At 67.2% G+C, this 19,768-nt stretch carries 19 protein-coding genes; 11 read left to right on the top strand and 8 right to left on the bottom strand.

What is annotated here, in order from left to right:
* Nucleotides 1–779: 779 nt before the first annotated feature.
* Nucleotides 780–1,160: a hypothetical protein gene (locus FFS15_RS09685; protein ID WP_137844817.1), complete on the top strand. Its 381-nt coding sequence runs from the start codon at nt 780–782 to the stop codon at nt 1,158–1,160.
* A gap of 63 nt (nt 1,161–1,223) precedes the next feature.
* Here the strand turns inward: FFS15_RS09685 and FFS15_RS09680 are convergent, their stop codons facing one another.
* The 3 genes from FFS15_RS09680 to sulP all read right to left on the bottom strand — a co-directional run bounded on the left by FFS15_RS09680 (nt 1,224) and on the right by sulP (nt 3,688).
* Nucleotides 1,224–1,418, bottom strand: a complete 195-nt coding sequence (locus tag FFS15_RS09680; protein ID WP_137844816.1) for a hypothetical protein — start codon at nt 1,416–1,418, stop codon at nt 1,224–1,226.
* Nucleotides 1,419–1,479: 61 nt separating this feature from the next.
* A complete protein-coding gene (locus FFS15_RS09675) occupies nt 1,480–1,785 on the bottom strand; it encodes an NIPSNAP family protein (protein ID WP_137844815.1) in 306 nt (101 codons plus the stop codon).
* A gap of 181 nt (nt 1,786–1,966) precedes the next feature.
* Nucleotides 1,967–3,688, bottom strand: a complete 1,722-nt coding sequence (gene sulP / locus FFS15_RS09670) for a sulfate permease (protein WP_249353908.1) — start codon at nt 3,686–3,688, stop codon at nt 1,967–1,969.
* Between the two features lie 231 nt (nt 3,689–3,919).
* Here sulP and FFS15_RS09665 point away from each other — a divergent pair, with 231 nt between their 5' ends.
* Together FFS15_RS09665 and FFS15_RS09660 are read left to right on the top strand one after the other, a co-directional pair.
* A complete protein-coding gene (locus FFS15_RS09665) occupies nt 3,920–5,335 on the top strand; it encodes an anaerobic C4-dicarboxylate transporter (RefSeq protein WP_137844814.1) in 1,416 nt (471 codons plus the stop codon).
* Between the two features lie 57 nt (nt 5,336–5,392).
* On the top strand, nt 5,393–6,748 hold the full coding sequence (locus FFS15_RS09660) for a M20/M25/M40 family metallo-hydrolase (RefSeq protein WP_137844813.1): 1,356 nt from the start codon (nt 5,393–5,395) through the stop codon (nt 6,746–6,748).
* Between the two features lie 56 nt (nt 6,749–6,804).
* Here the strand turns inward: FFS15_RS09660 and FFS15_RS09655 are convergent, their stop codons facing one another.
* The 5 genes from FFS15_RS09655 to FFS15_RS09635 are packed head-to-tail and all read right to left on the bottom strand — an operon-like array spanning nt 6,805 to nt 10,989.
* The gene (locus FFS15_RS09655; RefSeq protein ID WP_137844812.1) at nt 6,805–7,560 is read right to left on the bottom strand and encodes an SDR family oxidoreductase; all 756 of its coding nucleotides are present in this window, start codon (nt 7,558–7,560) and stop codon (nt 6,805–6,807) included.
* Between the two features lie 11 nt (nt 7,561–7,571).
* The gene (locus FFS15_RS09650) at nt 7,572–8,423 is read right to left on the bottom strand and encodes a fumarylacetoacetate hydrolase family protein (protein ID WP_137844811.1); all 852 of its coding nucleotides are present in this window, start codon (nt 8,421–8,423) and stop codon (nt 7,572–7,574) included.
* 47 nt (nt 8,424–8,470) lie between these two features.
* A complete protein-coding gene (locus FFS15_RS09645; protein ID WP_171013148.1) occupies nt 8,471–9,418 on the bottom strand; it encodes a DUF4432 family protein in 948 nt (315 codons plus the stop codon).
* A gap of 1 nt (nt 9,419) precedes the next feature.
* On the bottom strand, nt 9,420–10,286 hold the full coding sequence (locus FFS15_RS09640) for an SMP-30/gluconolactonase/LRE family protein (protein ID WP_137844809.1): 867 nt from the start codon (nt 10,284–10,286) through the stop codon (nt 9,420–9,422).
* A 52-nt stretch (nt 10,287–10,338) separates the two neighbouring features.
* Complete coding sequence (locus tag FFS15_RS09635) at nt 10,339–10,989, bottom strand: GntR family transcriptional regulator (RefSeq protein ID WP_171013147.1); 651 nt, start codon at nt 10,987–10,989, stop codon at nt 10,339–10,341.
* A gap of 201 nt (nt 10,990–11,190) precedes the next feature.
* On the opposite strand from FFS15_RS09635, the gene FFS15_RS09630 reads away from it, so the two are divergent.
* From FFS15_RS09630 to FFS15_RS09595, 8 genes are all read left to right on the top strand, one after another.
* Nucleotides 11,191–12,183: a substrate-binding domain-containing protein gene (locus tag FFS15_RS09630; protein ID WP_137844807.1), complete on the top strand. Its 993-nt coding sequence runs from the start codon at nt 11,191–11,193 to the stop codon at nt 12,181–12,183.
* 92 nt (nt 12,184–12,275) lie between these two features.
* On the top strand, nt 12,276–13,781 hold the full coding sequence (locus FFS15_RS09625) for a sugar ABC transporter ATP-binding protein (protein ID WP_137844806.1): 1,506 nt from the start codon (nt 12,276–12,278) through the stop codon (nt 13,779–13,781).
* Nucleotides 13,774–14,799 carry an ABC transporter permease gene (locus FFS15_RS09620; RefSeq protein ID WP_137844805.1) on the top strand — a complete coding sequence of 342 codons (1,026 nt, stop codon included), beginning with the start codon at nt 13,774–13,776 and terminating at the stop codon, nt 14,797–14,799. The genes FFS15_RS09625 and FFS15_RS09620 overlap by 8 nt, the downstream gene beginning before the upstream one ends.
* A 10-nt stretch (nt 14,800–14,809) precedes the next feature.
* A complete protein-coding gene (locus FFS15_RS09615; RefSeq protein WP_137844804.1) occupies nt 14,810–15,493 on the top strand; it encodes an RraA family protein in 684 nt (227 codons plus the stop codon).
* A 32-nt stretch (nt 15,494–15,525) separates the two neighbouring features.
* Nucleotides 15,526–16,341, top strand: coding sequence for an SDR family oxidoreductase (locus FFS15_RS09610; RefSeq protein ID WP_137844803.1), 816 nt, complete (start codon nt 15,526–15,528; stop codon nt 16,339–16,341).
* Between the two features lie 32 nt (nt 16,342–16,373).
* Nucleotides 16,374–17,426, top strand: a complete 1,053-nt coding sequence (locus FFS15_RS09605) for a mannonate dehydratase (protein ID WP_137844802.1) — start codon at nt 16,374–16,376, stop codon at nt 17,424–17,426.
* Nucleotides 17,427–17,515: 89 nt separating this feature from the next.
* Nucleotides 17,516–18,442, top strand: coding sequence for an aminoglycoside phosphotransferase family protein (locus FFS15_RS09600; RefSeq protein WP_171013146.1), 927 nt, complete (start codon nt 17,516–17,518; stop codon nt 18,440–18,442).
* Entirely contained in the window at nt 18,435–19,718 is a 1,284-nt protein-coding gene (locus FFS15_RS09595; protein ID WP_137844800.1) for an enolase C-terminal domain-like protein, read from the top strand. The genes FFS15_RS09600 and FFS15_RS09595 overlap by 8 nt, the downstream gene beginning before the upstream one ends.
* The last annotated feature ends 50 nt before the right edge of the window (nt 19,719–19,768 follow it).

Raw genomic sequence — 19,768 nt, 5'->3', positions numbered from 1 at the left:
CTCCGCAGCCAACCTCCGGATCAGCGCCCAGTCCTCCAAAGTGATCACTCTCCAATCGTCGAGTGTTCACTTTTCACCGCCGAAACTGACCAGTTTTCGAGCGTCGTCGACACGAGCGCCCACACGGCTCGATTGGCGACCTCGCACCCGTCGAGGTCGACCAGCTCGACTACGCTCGCATCGAACCGGTCGCGAGAGCCTGCTGACCCCAGCAAAACACTCCGGACATGCTGAGGCGAGTCACATCGCGCGCAAGTACCCGAGGCGCACGTGAGAAAGAACGTGAGAAAGAACCAAGGACAATCGCGGTAGACGAACGTAGACCTTGAGAACTCGATCCTGCGGAAAGTCGCGGTTTCGAGACCGAATGCAGTCGAGTGGAGGCGTGGTGATCTCGGTGAGTATTGGTTCAAATCCCACCGTCACCGCCAAAAAGCCCTGATCAAAGGGCATGTTTGCTTCCCATTCAATGGGAGTGTGAAAACTCGTAGGAGTCCGGGCCGGTCTGATGGCCCGGACTCCCGCGTGTTTCCGCGGTTCCCAGTGCTGTCGGGGTGTGAACAGAGTGGGAACAGCGGTTGTTCACACTTCCTTCACGTTCAGGCCCCGTGCTGTGCCCGCGAGGCGGATGTCGTGGTTCTTGCCCCGCCGAGTCATGCGGAAGTCGCCGAGTCCCGCGCAGCGGCGTGCAACCGAGACCGTCCAGGGGTCGACCCTCCGGCCAGAGGGCTTGAAGGGTATTCCACGGGTGGTTGGCATGCCGTGGATAGCATTCGTGAATGCGCAACGTCGCGATGATTGCTGTTCTCGGTGTCGGACTAGTGCTGACCGGCTGTGTGCCTGACAGCGGGCCGGTCGCTTTCGCGCCGGAGTCTGAGGGGGCAGGGGATGCCCTGTTCACGGGCACGCTGCGCATCACCGAGGAATGTCTCACCGTCGACGACGGCACCCACGTCGTGATCCCTGTCTTCCCCGCGTTCGAAGCCCGCTATGACGACGGCGTCCTCACGTTCGGAAGCGAATACCAGGACGGCGACGAGATCACGCTCGGCGGGGGTGAGGCAGCGGCCGATGGAGGAATCCCAGACGACTGGTACGTTCCCGCCGGATGCCCCGACCTTCCCCTCTGGAAGTCCGGACCATACCTCCGCCCCTCATGAGACGGGGGGCAGCCGCGAGCCCCGCGAAGAACGGAACGCTCGATGCCTCCGCGGTTGAGCCAGCTACTCCGAGAGAGTGACGACGTGCTCGCGCTCGGCCGGGTTCTGGCCCGCGAGCCGCACCAGTGGGGCGGTGCGATGCTCGAACCCCGGGCCGATCGGTTGCCATTCCAGTTCGAGGAAGAGTTCATGCGCGCGGCCGCGCGCGTTCCGCGCCACCGACGCCTGGGCCTCTCCCACGTCCGCGACATCGGTCACCACGTACGCCTCGAGGTTGAAGGCGTACCCCGGGGCCGGCGCTCGGCGCGCAGATCGACCGCTAGGAGAACACGGGGGAGAGGAACCGGCGCTCGTAGCGGCGGATGCAGTCGGTCGTACGCGCGAGCTCGAACGCTGCCTGACACTCCGGGTCCGTCTTCGACGCGTTCCGGTAGACCTCGTACGCGGCGAGCGAGGGGAACGTGAACAACGCGAACGCCTCGTCGCTGTCGCCTTCGCTCGGCAGGAAGTAGCCGTGGTGAGTGCCGCCGAGCCTGTTGACGAGGCGGATCCACGCCCGACCGTACTCGGTGAACTCGTCGATCTTGTCGGGATCTATCTCATAGCGAAGATGAACAGTGATCATCGAGTCTCCTTTGCGATCAGGCGTATTGAGGAGTCTTGCTCATGAGAAGCCCGCGCGCCGACGCCGCCGCCCGACCAAGGAGTCGCGGTTCCGAGCAATGAATCACGACGTCCGCCCGCTGGTCGTCGCGTGACCGGTGAACCGCAGCCCTCCTTGATCCGAGGGTGGTTCTTCCGACGCGTCACTGAGGCAGGTTGCTCTCCCCGTCCGCCCTCTGCGTGAGTTCCGCGTCGACGGCGCGGTGCACGTTCCCGTGCACGTGGTCGGCACCGATCCGGTCGATCACGCCCTGGGCCTGGAGCACCGCCAGCACCTGCGGCTTGACGCGCGCGAGCCGCACCGTGACGCCGTCCGTGTCGGTCAGGTCGATGAGCTCGGTGACCTTCGCCGCGCCCTGCGAGTCGATGAATCCCACGCCTTCCAGGTCGAGAATCAGTGCGGACGGCGAATCGTCGCCGGTCAGCAGCCCGCGTACCCGCTCGTCGAAAGCTTCGGCGGTGGCGAAGAACAGCCCGCCGTCCAGGCGCAGCGCCGCGATGCCCGGGACTGCTTCGTCTGCGGGATTCGATTCGATGTCGCGGAAGACCTGGGTGCCGGGTTCGCGACCCAACAGCGGCATCGCCGGCCGGGTCGACACGTACACGAGCCACCCGAGCGAGAGCAGGATGCCGATGACGATGCCGAAAAGCACACCCGCCGAGAGCACCCCGGCGACGGCCGCCAACGCTATCCAGAAGTCGAAGCGCGACACCCGCCGCAGTCGCGCGAACTCCTTCAGGTCGATCATGCCGAACACGACCGCGTCGATGATGATGGCCCCCAGAACGGCCTTGGGCAACTCTGAGAAGAGCGGTGCCAGCAGAATCAGCGTCAGGATAACGAGCATTCCGGTGGTGAGCGACGCCAACGGCGTGCGCGCTCCCGCTGACTCGTTGAGCGAACTCGCCGACAGGCTGGTGGAGACCGGCATCCCCTGCACGAAACCAGCTCCGACGTTCGCCATGCCCTGAGCGAGGGCTTCCTGGTTCTCGTCGATGCGGTAACGATGGCGGGTGGCGAACGAGCGCGCATCACCGGCCGTCTGCGAGAACCCGATCAGAAGCAGGGCGAGCGCCGCGACGACGACCTCCGGAATATGAGCGGACGCGACCTCCAGGCTCGGCAGCTGCGGCACGGGCAATCCGCTCGGCACCGGTCCGACGAGTGCCACGCCGCGTTCGCCCAGGTCGAGGAGGTGGGACGCGAGCAACCCGCCTCCGACGAGCACGAGCGCGCCGGGAACCTTCGGTGCCCAGAAGCGCAGCGCGAGGATCACGGCCAGAGCGAGGGTCCCGATCACCAGCGTCGGCACGTGGAGGGCTCCGAGCCCCAGCACCCATGACGCGAACTCTCGCCAAACGTTGTCACCGTCGCCGGAGGTTCCGGTCAGTTTCGGCAGTTCGCCGACGACGACGTCCACGGCGGCACCGGCGAGAAAGCCGGTGACCACCGCTCGCGACAGGAACTGAGCGATCCACCCGAGCTTGAGGACGGCCATCAGCAGGAACAGCACGCCGGTCGCGAGGGTGATCGCCGCGACGAGCTGTGCGGCGTCGCCCCCGGTGACGCCGACGACGATGACTGCTCCTCCGGCGACCGTCGCGAGTGAGGAACTCGGACCGGTCGAGATGTGGCGGGAAGTGCAGAAGAGCGCGTAGATGATCGCACCGGCCGCTGCGGCGTAGAGGCCGTTCTGCACCGGTACGCCCGCGATCTCGGCGTAGCCGAGGTTCTTGGGCACGATCATGGCGGCGACCGCGATGCCGGCGATGACGTCAGGGCGCAGCGATCGTCGGTCGTATCGCGGCAACCAGGCGATGATCGGGAGCATCTGACGGGCTTGTCGGCGTGTCTGGGTTGCCACCGTCACCTCCGCACATCGCCAGGTCGGCGTCGTGTGCCGCGTCGCCGGAGGACCGATCGTCGCACCGCGAGAGGGTTGCCGAAATCACCCTGACCGCATGATACGCCGAGCGCGAACCGGGTCGTATCATCCGGCCAGAGCGGATCACCGGCGCGCGAATTCACAACGGCCGGCGCGATCCCGGCTCTGTGGCGCGCGAAGGAGCGCTCCGGATGCGGGGAAGGAGTGGCCATGGAATACTTCGTCGTCGCGCTTCAGGCAGCGGTGGTGATCGGCGCGATCGTCATGGGCGTGCGGACCGGCGGTCTGGGCCTCGGTCTGTGGGGTGTCGTCGGCACCGTGATTCTGGTGTTCGGCTTCCACCTCCCACCCGGGTCGATCCCGGTGGATGCGTTCTTCATCATCATCGCGGTGATCACCGCGTCTTCCGCGATGCAGGCGGCGGGCGGTATCGACTACCTCGTGTCGATCGCGTCGAAGATCATCCAGCGAAATCCGAAGCGGCTCACCTACGTCGCCCCGCTGGTCGCGTTCGTGTTCACACTCCTCGCGGGCACGTCGAACATCTACCTCGCGCTGATTCCGGTCATCTACGAGACGGCCTATCGAAACGGTCAGCGTCCGGAGCGAGCTCTGGCCGCATCCACGGTCACTTCTGCCCTGGGTATCACGTCGAGCCCTGTGTCGGCGGCCATGGCTGCGTTCCTCGTCTTGATGGAGGGGACCGGCTACGGCCTTCCGCAGATCCTGCTGATCACGATCCCGGCCGCCATCGTCGCCTGCATCGTCGCGGCGTTCGTCCAGCAGCGCATCGGCAAGGACCTGCTGGACGATCCGAAGTTCCTCAAGCGGGTCGAGGAGGGAACGGTCGAGGTTCCCGAGGTGCTCAAGGCCAAGTACGCGGCGATGGTGGGCGGGCCGACTCCCCTCATCCCAGGCGCCCCGGCTGCTCCGGTCGCGAAGCCTGTGCTGATCGAGCACCCGGTGCCGAAGGGGGGCAAGACGGCGGCGATGATCTTCGTCGCCGGTACGTTCCTGATCGTGCTGTTCGGGCTGTTCCCCGATCTGCGTCCGTCCTTCCCCGACGAGAACGGCGATCTCGTGCCGCTCGGGATGACGACGATCATCGAGATGGTCATGTTCTCGGCCGCGCTCGTCATCATCCTTGTGCGCCGCGTCAAGCCGTCTGTCGTGGTGGAGCAGCCTCTGCTGCGCGCCGGCTTCACCGCGGCTGTGGCGCTGTTCGGCATCGCCTGGATGGCAGACACGTTCATCTCCGCGAACGAGGAGACGATCATCGAGCCGCTCGGCGAGTTGATCAAGAACAACCCGCTCTGGCTGGCCGTCGCCCTCTTCATCGTGGCGGGTCTCACGACCAGCCAGTCCGCCACGACCAACACGCTGATCCCCATCGCCCTGGCTGCCGGTCTCGCGCCGGGCGTCGTCATCGCGATGTGGCCCTCGCTCGTCGGCGTGTGGCTGTTCCCGGCGAACGGGTCGCAGATCGCCGCAGTCGAGACAGACCTGACCGGGTCCACAAAGTTGACGCAGGTGCCGGTCTGGCACTCGTTCACGATCCCGATGCTCGTGTCGTGGGTCGCGGTTGTGGGGGCGGGTCTTCTGATCCAACTCATCATTCCTGCGTGATCCGGAACCGGCATCGACCTGCGGGCAGGCGCAACATGTAGAAAGAGAGGCAGAGTCATGACCGACTCCACAGATCTCAAGAACTCGGTGGCCGCATTGATGCCGGATGTCCTCCGGCGGCTCGACGCACTCGTACGCATCCCATCGATCGCCTTCCCCGGGTTCGACCCGGCACCCGTCCACGCCATGGGTGCGGCGGTCGTCGACCTCTTCGAGGCCGCTGGCGTCGTCGGAGTGAAGCTTCTCGACGTTCCGCACGGCTACCCCTGCGTCTACGCGGACATTCCCGGCCCGGACGGGTCGCCGACGGTGCTGCTGTACGCGCACTACGACGTGCAGCCGGCGCCGGAGAGCCAGAACTGGACAAGTGAGCCGTTCGAGCCGGTGACGAAGGACGACGGCCGCATCTACGGTCGCGGTGCTGCGGATGACAAGTCCGGACTGGTCATCCACTACGGCACGTTGAAGATGCTCGGCGCCGGCCTGCCGTGCAACCTGAAGATCCTCGTGGAGGGCGAGGAAGAGACGATCTCGCACCTCGAGGCCTTCGTCGAGGACAATCCCGGGCTCTTCGGGGCGGATGCCTATGTGATCGCCGACATCGGGCCGCAGCGTGTCGGCCGCCCGGGGCTCACCACCGCGCTGCGCGGCGACGTCGCCTGCACGGTGACCGTGCGCACGCTTGCCAACCCCGTGCACTCGGGCATGTTCGGCGGGGCCGCCCCCGACGCGATGACCGCGATGATCCGCATCCTGGACACACTCCACGACGAGAACGGAGACACGACCATCGCCGGAGTGGACAGTTCCCGGTGGGAGGGCGCCGATATGGACGACGCCGTCTACCGGGAGGGATCGGCGATCCTCCCCGGCGTGGACTTCCTCGGGACGGGATCTCTCTCGGATCGCATCTGGGCGAAGCCGTCCGTCACCGTCCTGGGGATGGACCTGCCGAATGTCGCCGAGGCATCGAACGTGCTGCTCCCCGAGGTGTCGGCGAAACTCTCGATGCGCATCGTTCCCGGCTCGGACGGCGACGCTCAACTCGAGGCGCTGATGGCGCACCTGCGTGCGCAGCGGCCGTGGAATTGCGAAGTGCACGTGGAGAAGGTGAAGGTCGGACACGCTTTCGCGGTCGATGCCTCCCACCCCGCGATCGTCGCGGCCGAGGCCGCGCTCGAAGCGGCGTACGGCACGCCCGTCGAGAACATCGGCAGCGGTGCGTCCATCCCGCTCGTAGCTTCTCTGAAGAAGGTCTCGCCGGACGCGGCGATCCTGCTGTGGGGGGCCGAAGACACCGCGCAATCCCGCATCCACGCCTCCGACGAATCGGTCGATCCCGCGGAGATCGAGCGGATGATCGTCGCTCAGACCCTCTTCATCCGCAACCTCGCCGGCTCCGACCGAGGGTGAGGGCGACGTGGAAATGAGCCAGGCCGGTTCGTGATCATCCCGCGTGGGGCGATGCCTCAGTTCCTCACATAGAGGGCTTGAATGCCGGCATCGACGGACAGCACGACACCGTTGGTCGACTGGGCCAGCGGATTCGCGAGGTACAGGATCGCGTCGGCGACCTCTTCCGCTGACACGAGTCGGCCGTGCGGCTGGCGGGCCTCAAGGCGAACGCGTTCACCGTCGGCATCGCCGGCCGCGTCCATCAGGCGCTGGATCCACGGCGTCTCGGTCGTACCCGGGCACACCGCGTTGAAGCGGACCCCATCGGCGATGTGATCTGCGGCCATAGCGCGGGTGAGTGCGACGATCGAGCCCTTCGACGCGGTGTAGAGCGCCCGGTTCGCGAATCCGGTGAGGGCAACGGCAGACGCCACATTCACGACGCTGGACGGCCGCGCCGCGATGAGATGCGGCAATGCGGCGCGAATCGCACGGACGGTGCCCATCGTGTTGATGTCGAAGACGCGCTGCCACTCACCCTCGTCGTTGTCGAGGACAGTGCCGGCCGCCCCGATGCCTGCGGAGTTCACCAGCACATCCAGACGCCCCCACCGCTCGACCACGCGTTCGGTGGCTGCGGTCACGGCGGCCTGGTCGCGGACGTCGACGGCTTCGCTGACGCAGTCATCGGACTCGGTCGCCGCCGGATCGCGGTCGAAGATCGCGACCCGGGCGCCGCGCTCGAGCAGCCGCCGCACTGTCGCATTTCCGATGCCCGACGCGCCGCCGGTGACGATGGCGACCTTGCCATCGAAGTCTGTCGTGGTCATTGCCGCTGTCCTTACTGCTCGCGGGTCGAAGCGAAGCGCTGGCGCTGCACACCGAGATGTTCGATTCCTACTTCTACGACGTCGCCATCCTTCACATAGGGGAAACGGCCGGATACCGCCACTCCCTCGGGCGTACCGGTGAGGATGACGTCGCCGGGCTCGAGCACGGTGTGCTCGCTCAGATCGGCGACGATCTGCCCGACGTCGAAGATCATGTCGGATGTCCGGGAATCCTGACGCGGTTCTCCGTTGACGGTGCTCCAGATGCGCAGGTCGCTCGCGTCCACGCTGTCGGCGGTGACCAGCCACGGTCCGAGGGGGCAGAATCCGGGGGCGCCCTTGCCCTTCGACCACTGGCCTCCTGACCGCGCGAGCTGCCAGGTGCGCTCGGACAGGTCGTTCGCGACGGTGTACCCGGCGATGGCGGCGCGGCCGGCATCGGCATCCGGAAGCTGCCACGTACGTGCGCCGATGACGATCGCGAGCTCGGCTTCCCAGTCGACGGTGTCGGTGCGCGGTGGAAGCGCCACGTCGTCGTCAGGCCCGACGACCGTGTTGGACGGCTTCATGAAGACGATGATCTCTTCAGGCGGCTCGTTGCCGCCCTCCTTCGCATGGGCGACGTAGTTCAAGCCGATGCAGTACACCGCGCCAGGACGCGCGACGGGTGCGCCGATGCGGCGGGCGGCGGCATCCGGAATCTCCTTCAGCTCGCCGAGACGCGCCGAGACCTCGGCGACGGGGTCACCGGCGAGGAACGCTCCGTCGATATCGGCGGTGAGCGGTGTCAGGTCGTAGACGCGCGCGTCGATGAGGGCTACGGGGATCTCGTCCCCGACGTCGCCGATTCGGCCGAAGTGCATCGGTTCTCCTTAGTGAGTGGTTCGGTCTTCGCTGAGCGTCAGGTCGCTCAGTCGCTCGCCAGCGGGAGCCGCGTGAGCGAGGTGGTCAGGGTGATCGATTGGTGGGCGGGGATGTGGGTGCCGGTTCCCCCGCGAGGGTGCGCCGGGCTGCCGCCCTCGCCTGGGAGCACGTTCGCGGGCTCGACCGCGATGGCATAGAGGCGGCGGAACCACGGCCAGCCGCTCCCGGCGTTCGCCTCGATCCACAGCCATGCGTGCGGCAGAAAGGTGCTGTCCCACCCGAGCCGGATGGCGAGCCCCCGTGTCGGGCTGCAGAACGTGACTTCGGGTGCGGCGAAGTCGGTGAGCGCCGCGAACACAGAGGCGCGGCTCCCGGGCGCGGGAAGTCGGATGCTGCCGGGTTTCGGTCCTGCAGCGAGCACAGCGTCCGGCCTGCCGACGACGTCCGCTCCGGCGAGGCTGCCCGGGGCGACGGCATCCGTCACGATCTTCGCGGCCGACGTGATGACATAGCTCTCGCCGTCGAGAAACGGAGAGCCGAAGGCGGGATGCTGCACGATGCGCGTCTCGACGGCGTCGGGTGACAGGTTCTCGATCTCGTCGGTGACCGTCAGGGTGTCTCCTGAGACGGATACCGATCGCCGGAGCCGCAGAGGTGCAGTGAGCAGGTAGGCCTCGAGCTCGCAGGACGTCTCGCTCTGCGCCAGCACATCCCACGTCGCGAGTGATGCCTCGCCGTGGAAACCCTGTCGCACGCCGTCGTGCTCGCGTTCCGGTCCGGCGTTGGGGACGAGCAGCTGCCACCCGCCGGGATAGCCGCGGAGCCAGCCCGCCATCGAATCCGTGGCGAACCCCTCGCCGGCGTGGACGAGACCCGTGGGCGACTCGGCGAGCAGCGGCGTTCCGGTCGCCCGATCGAGCAGCTGCACGACGTCCGCCCCGCGCTCGGGGGTGATCGTCGCCTCGAGTGCGTCGGAGGTGAGGATGATGGGCACGTCAGCCTCGGAACGCTGCCGTGGCAAGGCCGACGGCGCCGAGGCCCTCGACGCGGAAGATCGAGCCTGCGTCGGCATCCTCCTCGGGGTCGAGCTGCCACGCGGCGGACGTGACCCAGAGCTCGTCCAGCTCCGGTCCGACGAAGTTGCATGAGGTCGTCTGCAGGGTCGGGATGGCCACGGTCCGCAGCCGGTCGCCGTCGGGTGAGAACTCGTGGACGGCTGAGCCGGCGAACTCGGCGACCCAGAGGTGACCGCGCGTGTCGACGGCGAGGCCATCGGGAAAGCCGTCGGGGAAGACGTCTGCGTCGACGAGCACCGACCCCTCCGAGGTGATCGTGCTGGATTCGAGATCGAAGTCGAAGCGGAGGATCTGGCGGGCCTGGGTCTCGACGAGATAGAAGACGCTGCCGTCAGGGCTCCAGCCCAGGCCGTTGGGCTGGGTGAGGTGCGGCAGTACGAGGGTCGCGTTCCAGTTCTCATCGAGCCGCCACAGGCCGCCGAGACCGTCGGCGAAGCTCATCTCGCAGCTGCCCGCCCAGAAGCGCCCGGAAGGGTCGGTCTTCGCATCGTTCATTCGGATTCCCTCAGGAAGGATGTCGACACGCCGGTCTGCTGCCCCGCCGGCATCCAGTCCGACGAACCCGCTCGTCACCGCCGCGACCACCCCGCCCCCGACGCGCGGCGCTACGGCCCCGACCATCTCGGGGTAGGCGGTGACCCGCGTCTGGCCGGTCGCGAAGTCGGTGATGAGGATCTCGCCGGGAATGATGTCGACCCAGTGGACGGCGCCGGCGGCGGCATCCCAGATCGGTCCTTCCCCGCACTCGGCGCGCCGCGACACTGCGACGCTGATCTGTTCCGACATCAGTGGCTCCTCTGGTGCGCCGACACGGCGCCGGTCTTGTTCGGGGTCATGTTCATGAGATGAAGTAATCCGGGAACTCCTGCCGGAGCTTGCCGGTGTCGCCGATGATCCGGGTCGAGTGGCGGTGGATCACCCGCAGTCCGGCTGCCTCGTCGCGATCCGCGATCGCGTCGACGATGAGCTGGTGCTCGGCGGCGATCTCGGGGTTCGTGATCGCGCCGGGGAGGTTGAGCCGCCGGAGCCGGTCGAGGTGCACCTTCGCGCCTCGGACGACCTGCCAGATCTGGGGTACGCCTGCCAGCGCGAACACGAGTTGATGCAGCTCTTCGTCCGTCTGGATGAACTCCTCCAGGTCGCCTCTCTCGGCAGCGCCACGATTCAGGTCGACGAGTTCCTGCAACGCGGTGGTGTCGAGATCGTCGAATCCGATGGCCTGCTGAAAGGCGCTCTTCTCCAGAGCGCTGCGGATGAACACGGCGTCGTTGACCGAAGCCATCGAGATCGGGGCGACTGAGCTGCCGACCTGCGGGACGATCGTCACCAGGCCCTGATCGGCGAGCCGGGTGAACGCCTCGCGCACGGGCGCACGGCTCACCTGGAGAGAAGCCGCGACGGCCGGCTCGGAGAGGGGAGTGCCGGGCGTCAGCCGCAGATCACGGATAGCCTCGCTGAGCTCCGCGTAGACGAAGTCGGAGATGCGCATTCGCGCTCCGCCGGCGTACCGGGGAAGGGCCGCGAGACCGGCGAGTCCGTCGAGAGTACGCGCGAGCGAGCCGTTTCTGCTTCCTGTGTCTCCTGAGGGAGGTGCCTGGTCCGTCATGATTTCCCATCGTCGCGATCACTTGCATTCTAGTATACAAGTGGGTTATGTTGGCCGCAACGTCACAGATCAAGGGAGATTGACATGACGAAAACCAAGATGTTCGCAGCACTCGCCGGAGCCGCAGCGCTCGCGCTGGCACTGTCCGGATGCTCGGGCGGCGCGGCAGGGGAGGAGGAGACCCCCGCGGATGAGCCCATCAAAGTGGGCCTGATCATGCTCCAGGGAGACACGTACTTCCAGGGAATCCAGTCCGGACTCGAAGAGGCGGTCAGCGCTGACGGAGGCTCCGTCACCACCGGCCTGTCCAACAACGACCCGGCGACGGAGAATCAGGTCGCGCAGAACATGATCCAGGCCGGCGTGGATGCCGTCCTCATCCAGCCCACGGCGGACGAGGCATCCGTCGCGACGATGCAGTCGATCAAGGATGCCGGCATCGTGCTGATCTGCTACGGCAACTGCGTGGGTGCGACGACCGACCCTGAACTCGTGGATGGCGTCATTCAGTCGGACAACACGGCGCTCGGCACCGGCACCGGTGAGGCCGCCGCGACCTACATCGCAGAGAACTTCGGCGACAGCGTGAATCTCGCAATCCTCAACTGCGACATCGCCTCGGCGTGCAAGCTGCGCAAGACCGGCTTCCTCGATGCTCTCGACGCCGCCGGGATCACGGTCAACATCCTGACGGACCAGGAGGCCTACCTCGTCGACAAGGCGACCACGGTGGCGACCGACATCCTCACGGCCAACCCTGACGTCGACATCCTGTGGGCCTCGAACGATGGCGGCACCGCCGGTGCGACGATCGCCGTCGCACAGGCAGGCAAGTCGACGCCGGTGTTCGGCACCGACATCTCGACGCAGATCGCCGAGTTCCTGCTGGCCGACGACAACATCCTGCAGGCAAGCACGGGCCAGGACCCGGTCGGCACCGCGAAGGGCGCGTACGAGATGGCGAAGACGGTGCTCGACGGCGGGGAGAACGACCCGCACGCGGTCGAGCTGCCCGGCATCGTGTACGACCGCACCGACCCCGCCACCGTCGAGGCGTGGCTCGCCGCCGCGCAGTAGCAGCCGAGTCGGACTTCGACCCAGCAGTGGCGGGCTCAGGGCCCACATCCTGAGCCCGCCACTTCCGATACGACCGGATAAGGACGATGGGAATGAGTGACGAAACAGTCCTCTCCTGCAGTGGGATGACCAAGCGCTTCGGCGCCGTCACCGCGCTCGACGGCGTCGACTTCACGCTGAAGCGCGGCGAAGTGCGGGCACTGCTCGGCAAGAACGGCGCCGGCAAGTCGACGCTCGTGAACCTGATCTCAGGCTCGCTGAGCCCCGACCAGGGCGAGATCACACTCTCGGGGGAGAAGGTGCAGTGGACCGGCCCTCGTGAGGCGCAGTCCGGAGGCATTGCCGTCGTCCACCAGGAGTTCTCTCTGGTGCCCGGTCTCACGGTTGCGGAGAACATCACGATGGGCCGGTGGCCACGCCAGTTCGGATTCGTCCGCGCCGGCCTGCTCCGCCGCCGCGCAGAGCGCGCGCTCGGGATGCTGGGGGTCGACATCCCCCTCTTCGTGGAAGTCGGCAAGCTGTCCCTCGCCGAGCAGCAGGTGGTCGAGATCGCGAAGGCGCTCGTCGACGACCCGAAGGTGCTGATCCTGGACGAGCCCACTAGTGCCCTCAACAACACCGAGGTGACTGCGCTGCTCAAGCTCGTGCGCCGGCTCGCGCAGACCGGCATGGCGGTGATCTACGTCTCTCACCGCATGAAGGAGATCCCGCTCGTCGCGGACAGCCTCACGGTGCTGCGGGACGGTCGTCACGTAGCGACCGCCGCGGTCTCGAGCCTGTCGTCCGCCCAGGTCGCCGAACTCATCAGCGGCGACCTGGAGGTGAATCTGGAGTGGACGCACCGCGACCGCCGCGAAGCTCCTGTCGTGCTGAGGATCGACGATCTGACCGTGCCGCACCGGCTGCACGGCGTCTCACTCGCCCTCCACGAAGGGGAGGTTCTCGGCATCGCCGGGCTTCTCGGCTCCGGCCGCACCGAGCTCCTCGAGTCCGTCTTCGGGTTGCACCGCGAAGCCGTCGGCACGGTCGAGGTCTTCGGCAAGGCAGTCGACGGTCGGTTCCCCCGCAAGATGCTCGACATGGGCGTCGCGCTGACGTCCGAGGATCGCAAGGGCGCCGGCATCGTGCCGATGCTCGGCGTCGGGGAGAACCTCATGATGACGGCCCGCGGGCGGATCCTGCCGCCGTTCTGGCTCCGACCGCTCACCGAGCTCCGGCTCATGGCCGCCGCGATCGCATCGCTCTCGATCCGGGCGTCGTCGCCCGATCAGGAGATCGGCACGCTCTCCGGCGGCAACCAGCAGAAGGGCGTGATCGGCCGCGCCCTCACCGCGAAGATGCGCATCCTCCTTCTCGACGAACCGACACGCGGCGTGGACCTCCAGGCGAAGGCCCAGATCTACCGCCTCATCCGTGAGCTCGCCGACGACGGTGTCTCGTCGATCTTCGTCTCGTCAGAACTCGAGGAGATCGCGGAGGTCTGCGATCGCGTCCTCATCCTTCGGGACGGCCACGTCCGCGAAGAACTCATCGGTCCAGAAGCGACCGCCGAGCGAATCCTTGCCCTCGCCATGCGACAGGAAAACGAACATGACTGAAAACACGGCCACCGCCCCGGTCGCCGAGACCGACGACAGCCAGCCTTCCGCACCCAGCGGCGGCACCCGGCTCTTCCGGAAGATCCGCTCCTGGGACGGACTCGGTCTCCTGGTCGTCTTCATCGCCCTCTACATCACGCTGTCCCTGCTGACGCCGGACTTCCTGACCGCGTCGAACCAGCTCAGCATCCTGCAGAACGCCGCGTTCTTCGGCATCGTCGCGTTCGCGATGACACTCGTCATCGTCTCCGGCGAGATCGACATCTCTGTCGGCGCGATGGCCGCGCTGTCGTCGTCCCTGATCGGCGTCTTCGTCGTGAAGCAGGGCGTTCCGATGATCCTCGCGGTCGTGCTCGTGCTGGGAATCGCCGCCGCGATCGGCGCCTTCTCCGGCGCCATGCGCTCGTACTTCGGGGTGCCGACCTTCATCACGACCCTCGCCCTGTACCTCGCGCTGCGTGGCGCCGCACAGCTGATCACGAGCAACTTCCCCATCCCGATCGCCTCCGGCGAGTTCTTCTACTGGGGTTCCGGCCGTATCCTCGGCATCCCCATCTCGGCCATCTACCTCGTCGCGATCGGCATCATCGTCGCCGTCGTCGCACGGCGCACCGTCTTCGGACGATCGGTCTACGCCGTCGGAGGCAACGCAAAGGCCGCCGGACTCTCGGGCATCCCCGTCAAGCGCATCAAGATCCTCGTCATGATGATCTCGGCCATGGCTGCCGCGCTCACCGGCCTGCTGCAGAGCGCCCTGCTGTCATCGGGCAACTCGACGATCGCCGTCGGCCTCGAGTTCGACGCGATCGCAGCGACGATCATCGGCGGAGCCGCGCTCTCCGGTGGCAAGGGCACCGTGGTGGGCACCGCGATCGGCGTGCTGTTCATCGCCGCTCTGCTCAACGGCATGGTGCTTCTGGGTGTGAACCCGTATGCCCAGCAGGTCGTGCGCGGTGCCGTCGTCCTCATCGCCGTCGTCGTCAACGTCTGGCGCACCCGCCGCCAGGCGATCAGCTGAGAGAGAATCCATGACCGACCTGCAGACACCGACCGCGACAGACGCCGACCTGTTCGAGCTGATCAACACCAAGCTCTATACAGCGGTGATCGGCGACATCCTCGACAAGCTCAGCCGCGTGCACCAGTTCCTGCCCCCTCAGATCCGGCCGCTGACGCCATCGATGCGCGTCGCGGGGCGGGCGATGCCCGTCCTCGTGGCGGACGTCTTCAGTCCGCAGCGCAAGCCGTTCGGGCTGCTCACCGAGGCCCTCGATCAGCTCCGGCCGGGCGAGGTGTACCTCGCACCGCGCACGGGCGCCCAAGCTCAGGCAGCGATGTGGGGTGAGATCCTCACTGCGACGGCGCAGTCGCGAGGTGCCGTCGGCGCCGTGGTCGACGGCTACCACCGCGACACGACCAAGGTGCTCGGCCAGGGCTTCCCGGTGTTCAGCCACGGCAACTACGCACAGGACTCCAGCATCCGCACGATCGTGCATGACTTCCGCGTCCCGGTCGAGATCAGCGGTGTGCACGTCACCCCCGGCGATCTCGTCGTCGGCGATATCGACGGCGTGCTCGTCATCCCGCAGGACATCGAGGCGGAGGTCATCGAGGCGGCCCTCGAGAAGGCGTCGACGGAGAACCTGGTGCGGGTCGCGATCGAGGACGGAATGAGCTCGACGGAAGCATTCGCACGCTTCGGAGTGCTGTGATGGCGGAACAGGTTCATTCGGAAGGACCCACCATGAACGGTTCGGAACGCGCGCACGACGGCAAAGTCGTCCTCATCACCGGCGGGTCGCAAGGCATCGGACGGGGTATCGCCCTGACCTTCGCTCGACGAGGAGCCTCGGTCGTCGTGCACGGCTTGACGGCGGACTACGTCGACGAGACCGTCGCATTGATCCGGGATGCCGGCGGCACGGCGATCGGCACGTTCGGCCCCATCGATCAAGAGCACACGAGCACGGATGCCGTCGCACTCGCGATCGACACCTACGGCCGTCTCGACCACCTCGTGACCGCCGCAGGAATCCAGCGCTACGGCGATGCGGTGGACACGCCGATCGAGACCTGGGACGAGGTCTTCGGCGTCAACGTGCGCGGTGTGTTCCTCGCCGCCCGGGCCGCCCTGCCGCAGATCCGTGCGCGGCAGGGCACCGTCACGATCATCTCGTCCGTGCAGGCGACGGCGACGCAGAACAACGTCGTCGCGTACACCGCGAGCAAGGGTGCGCTGAACTCGCTCTGCCGAGCGATGGCCGTCGACGAAGCCGCCTACGGGGTGCGCGTGAACTCGATCGCTCCCGGCTCGGTCGACACGCCGATGCTGCGCACGTCGGCTGCGGAGTGGTCCGACGGGACCCGCGAGGGCGTGGAGAGGACGATCGCGAACTGGGGCACCATGCACGCCCTCGGACGCGTCGCCCAGCCCGATGAGATCGGCGAAGCGGCATCCTTCCTCGCCAGCGACGCGGCCAGCTTCGTCACCGGCTCCGAACTCCGGGTCGATGGCGGCCTTCTGGCCCGCATCGCGGCGGCGCTTCCCACCAAAGACTGACTGATTCGATTGAAGAGAGTGGACCGAGACCGATGATCAAACTGAGCGAGTTCCTCCCGCCCCGCCCTGAGGCGTCCTGGAAGCTCATCCGCCAGGTCGGCGTCGACAACGCCGTCGGCGTCCTCAACGGCGCCGAGCAGGATCAGCGCATGTTCGCGTCCGTCGGCGCCGACGGCTGGAAGGCTGACGACCGCGACGAGGTGCCGTGGAGCGAAGCCGCCATCAAGCAGAACATCGAGACGTACGACGACTACGGCTTCACGCTCGTCGCTCTCGAGGACACCGCTCCGATCGACAAGGTGCGCCTCGGGCTCGATGGGCGCGACGAGCAGATCGACCACGTGATCACCCAGATCCGGGCGATGGGCCGCCTGGGTGTGCCGACGCTCGCCTACAACTGGATGGGGCTGTCCAGCTGGGGTCGCACCGACATCGCGATCGAGGACCGCGCCGGGGCGCTGGTCACGGGCTACGACCGCGGCATCGCCCAGGCCAAGGACCCTCTCGTCGCCCCGGGCGAGGTCACCCGCGACCAGATGTGGGCCGGCTTGGAGTACTTCCTGAATGCCGTCGTGCCCGTCGCCGAGGAGTCCGGGGTGCGCCTTGCCATGCACCCGGACGACCCGCCACAGCAGGAGGACCGCAACCTCCCGCGCATCATGAGCTCCGTCGAGGCGTTCCGCCGGCTGCTGTCGCTCTACCCGTCCGAGCACAACGGCATCACCTTCTGCCAGGGCAACTTCGCCCTGATGCCCGAGGTCATCGGCGGAACCACCACGATCCCGGAGCTGATCCGTGAATTCGGGACCGAGAAGATCCCCTTCGTGCACTTCCGCGACGTCAAGGGAACCGTCGACTACTTCCAGGAGACGTTCCACGACGCCGGACAGACCGACATGCCGGCCTGCATGGATGCGTACTACGACATCGGGTTCGAGGGCGCGATGCGCCCCGACCACGTGCCGACGCTGGCAGGGGAGTCCAACATCCGGCCCGGCTACGAGACCCTCGGGCGCCTGTTCGCGATCGGATACATCCGCGGTCTCGAGCAGTCCGCCTACGGTCACCCGGCCACGTCGTCATGAGCGGCACGGCCCGGGTCGGGGACGCTTCGACGGCTGCGGAAGCGCTGGAGCCACTCGCCCGCATGGGAGTGGTGCGATCCGAGGACATCGTGTCAGCCGAGCCCCTCTCGGGTGGCGTGTCGTCCGATATCTGGCTGATTCGGACCGATGACATCGCGCTCGTCCTCAAGCGCCCACGGCGCAAGCTCAAGGTCGAAGCGGATTGGCAAGCACCGCTCGACAGGGGTGCATCCGAGGCGGCGTGGCTGGAGTACGTCTCGTCTGCCGTTCCCGGCTCGTGTCCGCGTGTTCTGGGATATGACGAGGAATCCTTCGCGATCGCACTCGAGTATCTGGACCCGGCACGCCACAGCAACTGGAAGTCGGATCTGCTTGCCGGCAGAGTCGATCCCGCCTTCGCCGGAGCGGTGGGCCGAGACCTCGGCCGCATCCACAGCGCGTCCGCGCGCGCGCCGGAGCTCGCCTTTCAGTTCGACCACCCCGACCTGTTCGAGTCGCTGCGCGTCGAGCCCTACCTCGTGCGCACCGCCGCCGCAGTCCCGGAAGCACGAGAGGCACTCGAGAGCATCATCGGCACGCTGCGCGTGACGCGTGTCGCGCTCGTCCACGGTGACGTGAGCCCGAAGAACATCCTGGCGGGGCAGCATCCCGTCTTCCTCGACGCGGAATGCGCCACGTGGTCCGACCCGGCGTTCGATGCCGCTTTCTGTCTCACGCATCTCACGCTCAAGCAGATCCACCTTCCGCAGCATGCCGCAGCCTTGCGGGCATCGGCGCAGGAGTTCGCCGGCGCATACCAGGCGGAGATCGACTGGGAGGAGCCCGCAGACGTGGCGGCACGTGTGGCGCGCATCCTTCCGGCGCTCATGCTCGCAAGAGTCGAAGGCGCGTCGCCGGCCGAGTACCTCAACCCCGCCGCTCGGGACATCGTGCGGGCGGTCGCCCTCGATGCCCTGGCCACAGACCGGCCCATCGAGGACCTCATCAACCAACGACAAGGAGCAGTACATGGCTGACGCCATCCGGTCCGTCACCGGCCGTCGTGTGTGGGACTCGCGCGGGCTCCCGACCGTCGAGGCCGAAATCACCACGGCCAGCGGCGCTCGCGGTCGGGCCATCGCGCCTTCCGGGGCGTCGACGGGTCGCCGTGAGGCGATCGAACTGCGCGACGGAACCTCCGTTCTCGCGGGCAAGGATGTCGCGCACGCAGTCGAGATCGTGGGCACCCACATCGCCGCGGCCCTCGCGGGCCTCGACGTCGCCGATCAGGTGGGCGTGGATGGCGTGCTCGACAGCCTCGATGACGACCCGCAACGCGGCACGATCGGCGGCAATTCGACGACGGCGGTGTCGCTCGCAGTGCTCCATGCCGCGGCGGCCAGTCGCGGCATCCCGGCCTGGCGACTGCTCGACCCCGAGCCCGCGTTCATTCCCCGCCCGCAGATCCAGATCCTCGGCGGTGGAGCACATGCCGCGCACCGCACCACCGTCCAGGACTTCATGGTCATGCCGCTGTCGGCGACCTCCATCGGGGACGGACTCCTGCACGTCGCCGAGGTCTACCAGGCGGTCGGCAGCGTGCTCGCCGCGCGTGGCCCGCGACGTGGCGTCGCCGACGAGGGCGGATACTGGCCCGAGGTATCGGGCACGGAGGACGCGCTGGACGTCATCATCGCCGGGATCGAGGCCGCCGGGTTCGTCCCCGGTCTGGATATCGGAATCTCGCTTGATGTCGCCGCTAGTCAGTTCCACGAGGCCGGCGGATACCGGATCGGCGATCGCATCCTGCCGACCGAGGAGTGGATCGATGAGCTGGTGCGGATCTGCGCGAACTATCCGATCGTCACGCTGGAAGACCCCGCAGATGAGGACGACGCGGCCGGAATGCGGCGCGCCGTGTCGGGAGTCGGCGCGAAGACAGTCGTCGTCGGCGATGACTACCTGGTCACCAGCGCCGACCGCATCCGACGTGCCGCTGCTGAAGGGGCGGTCACGGCTGTACTCATCAAGGTGAACCAGGTCGGCACCGTCACCGGGGCTGCGAACGCCGTCCGCGCAGCTCGTGAGAACGACCTGGGCGTCATCGTGTCGGCACGCTCAGGTGAGAGCGAAGACACGTCGGTCGCTCACCTGGCGACCGGGTGGGGCGCCGACATCGTCAAGGTCGGCTCGATCACCCGCGGCGAGCGGACCGCGAAGTGGAACGAGCTCATTCGGATCGATGAGGAACTGGGCGGTGTCTCACTGGCACCGCTTGTCGCTTCAGCGGTGACGTCGGCGAGCATCGTCTGATCGGGCCGACCTCTTCCAAACCGGATTGGGGCGAGGCCGAAGACACGGAA

It is taken from the genome of Microbacterium sp. 2FI (assembly GCF_005502885.1).
Lineage (GTDB): Bacteria > Actinomycetota > Actinomycetes > Actinomycetales > Microbacteriaceae > Microbacterium.
Note: the sequence above shows the minus strand (reverse complement) of the source record. Positions and strands in the feature narration are given on the sequence as shown.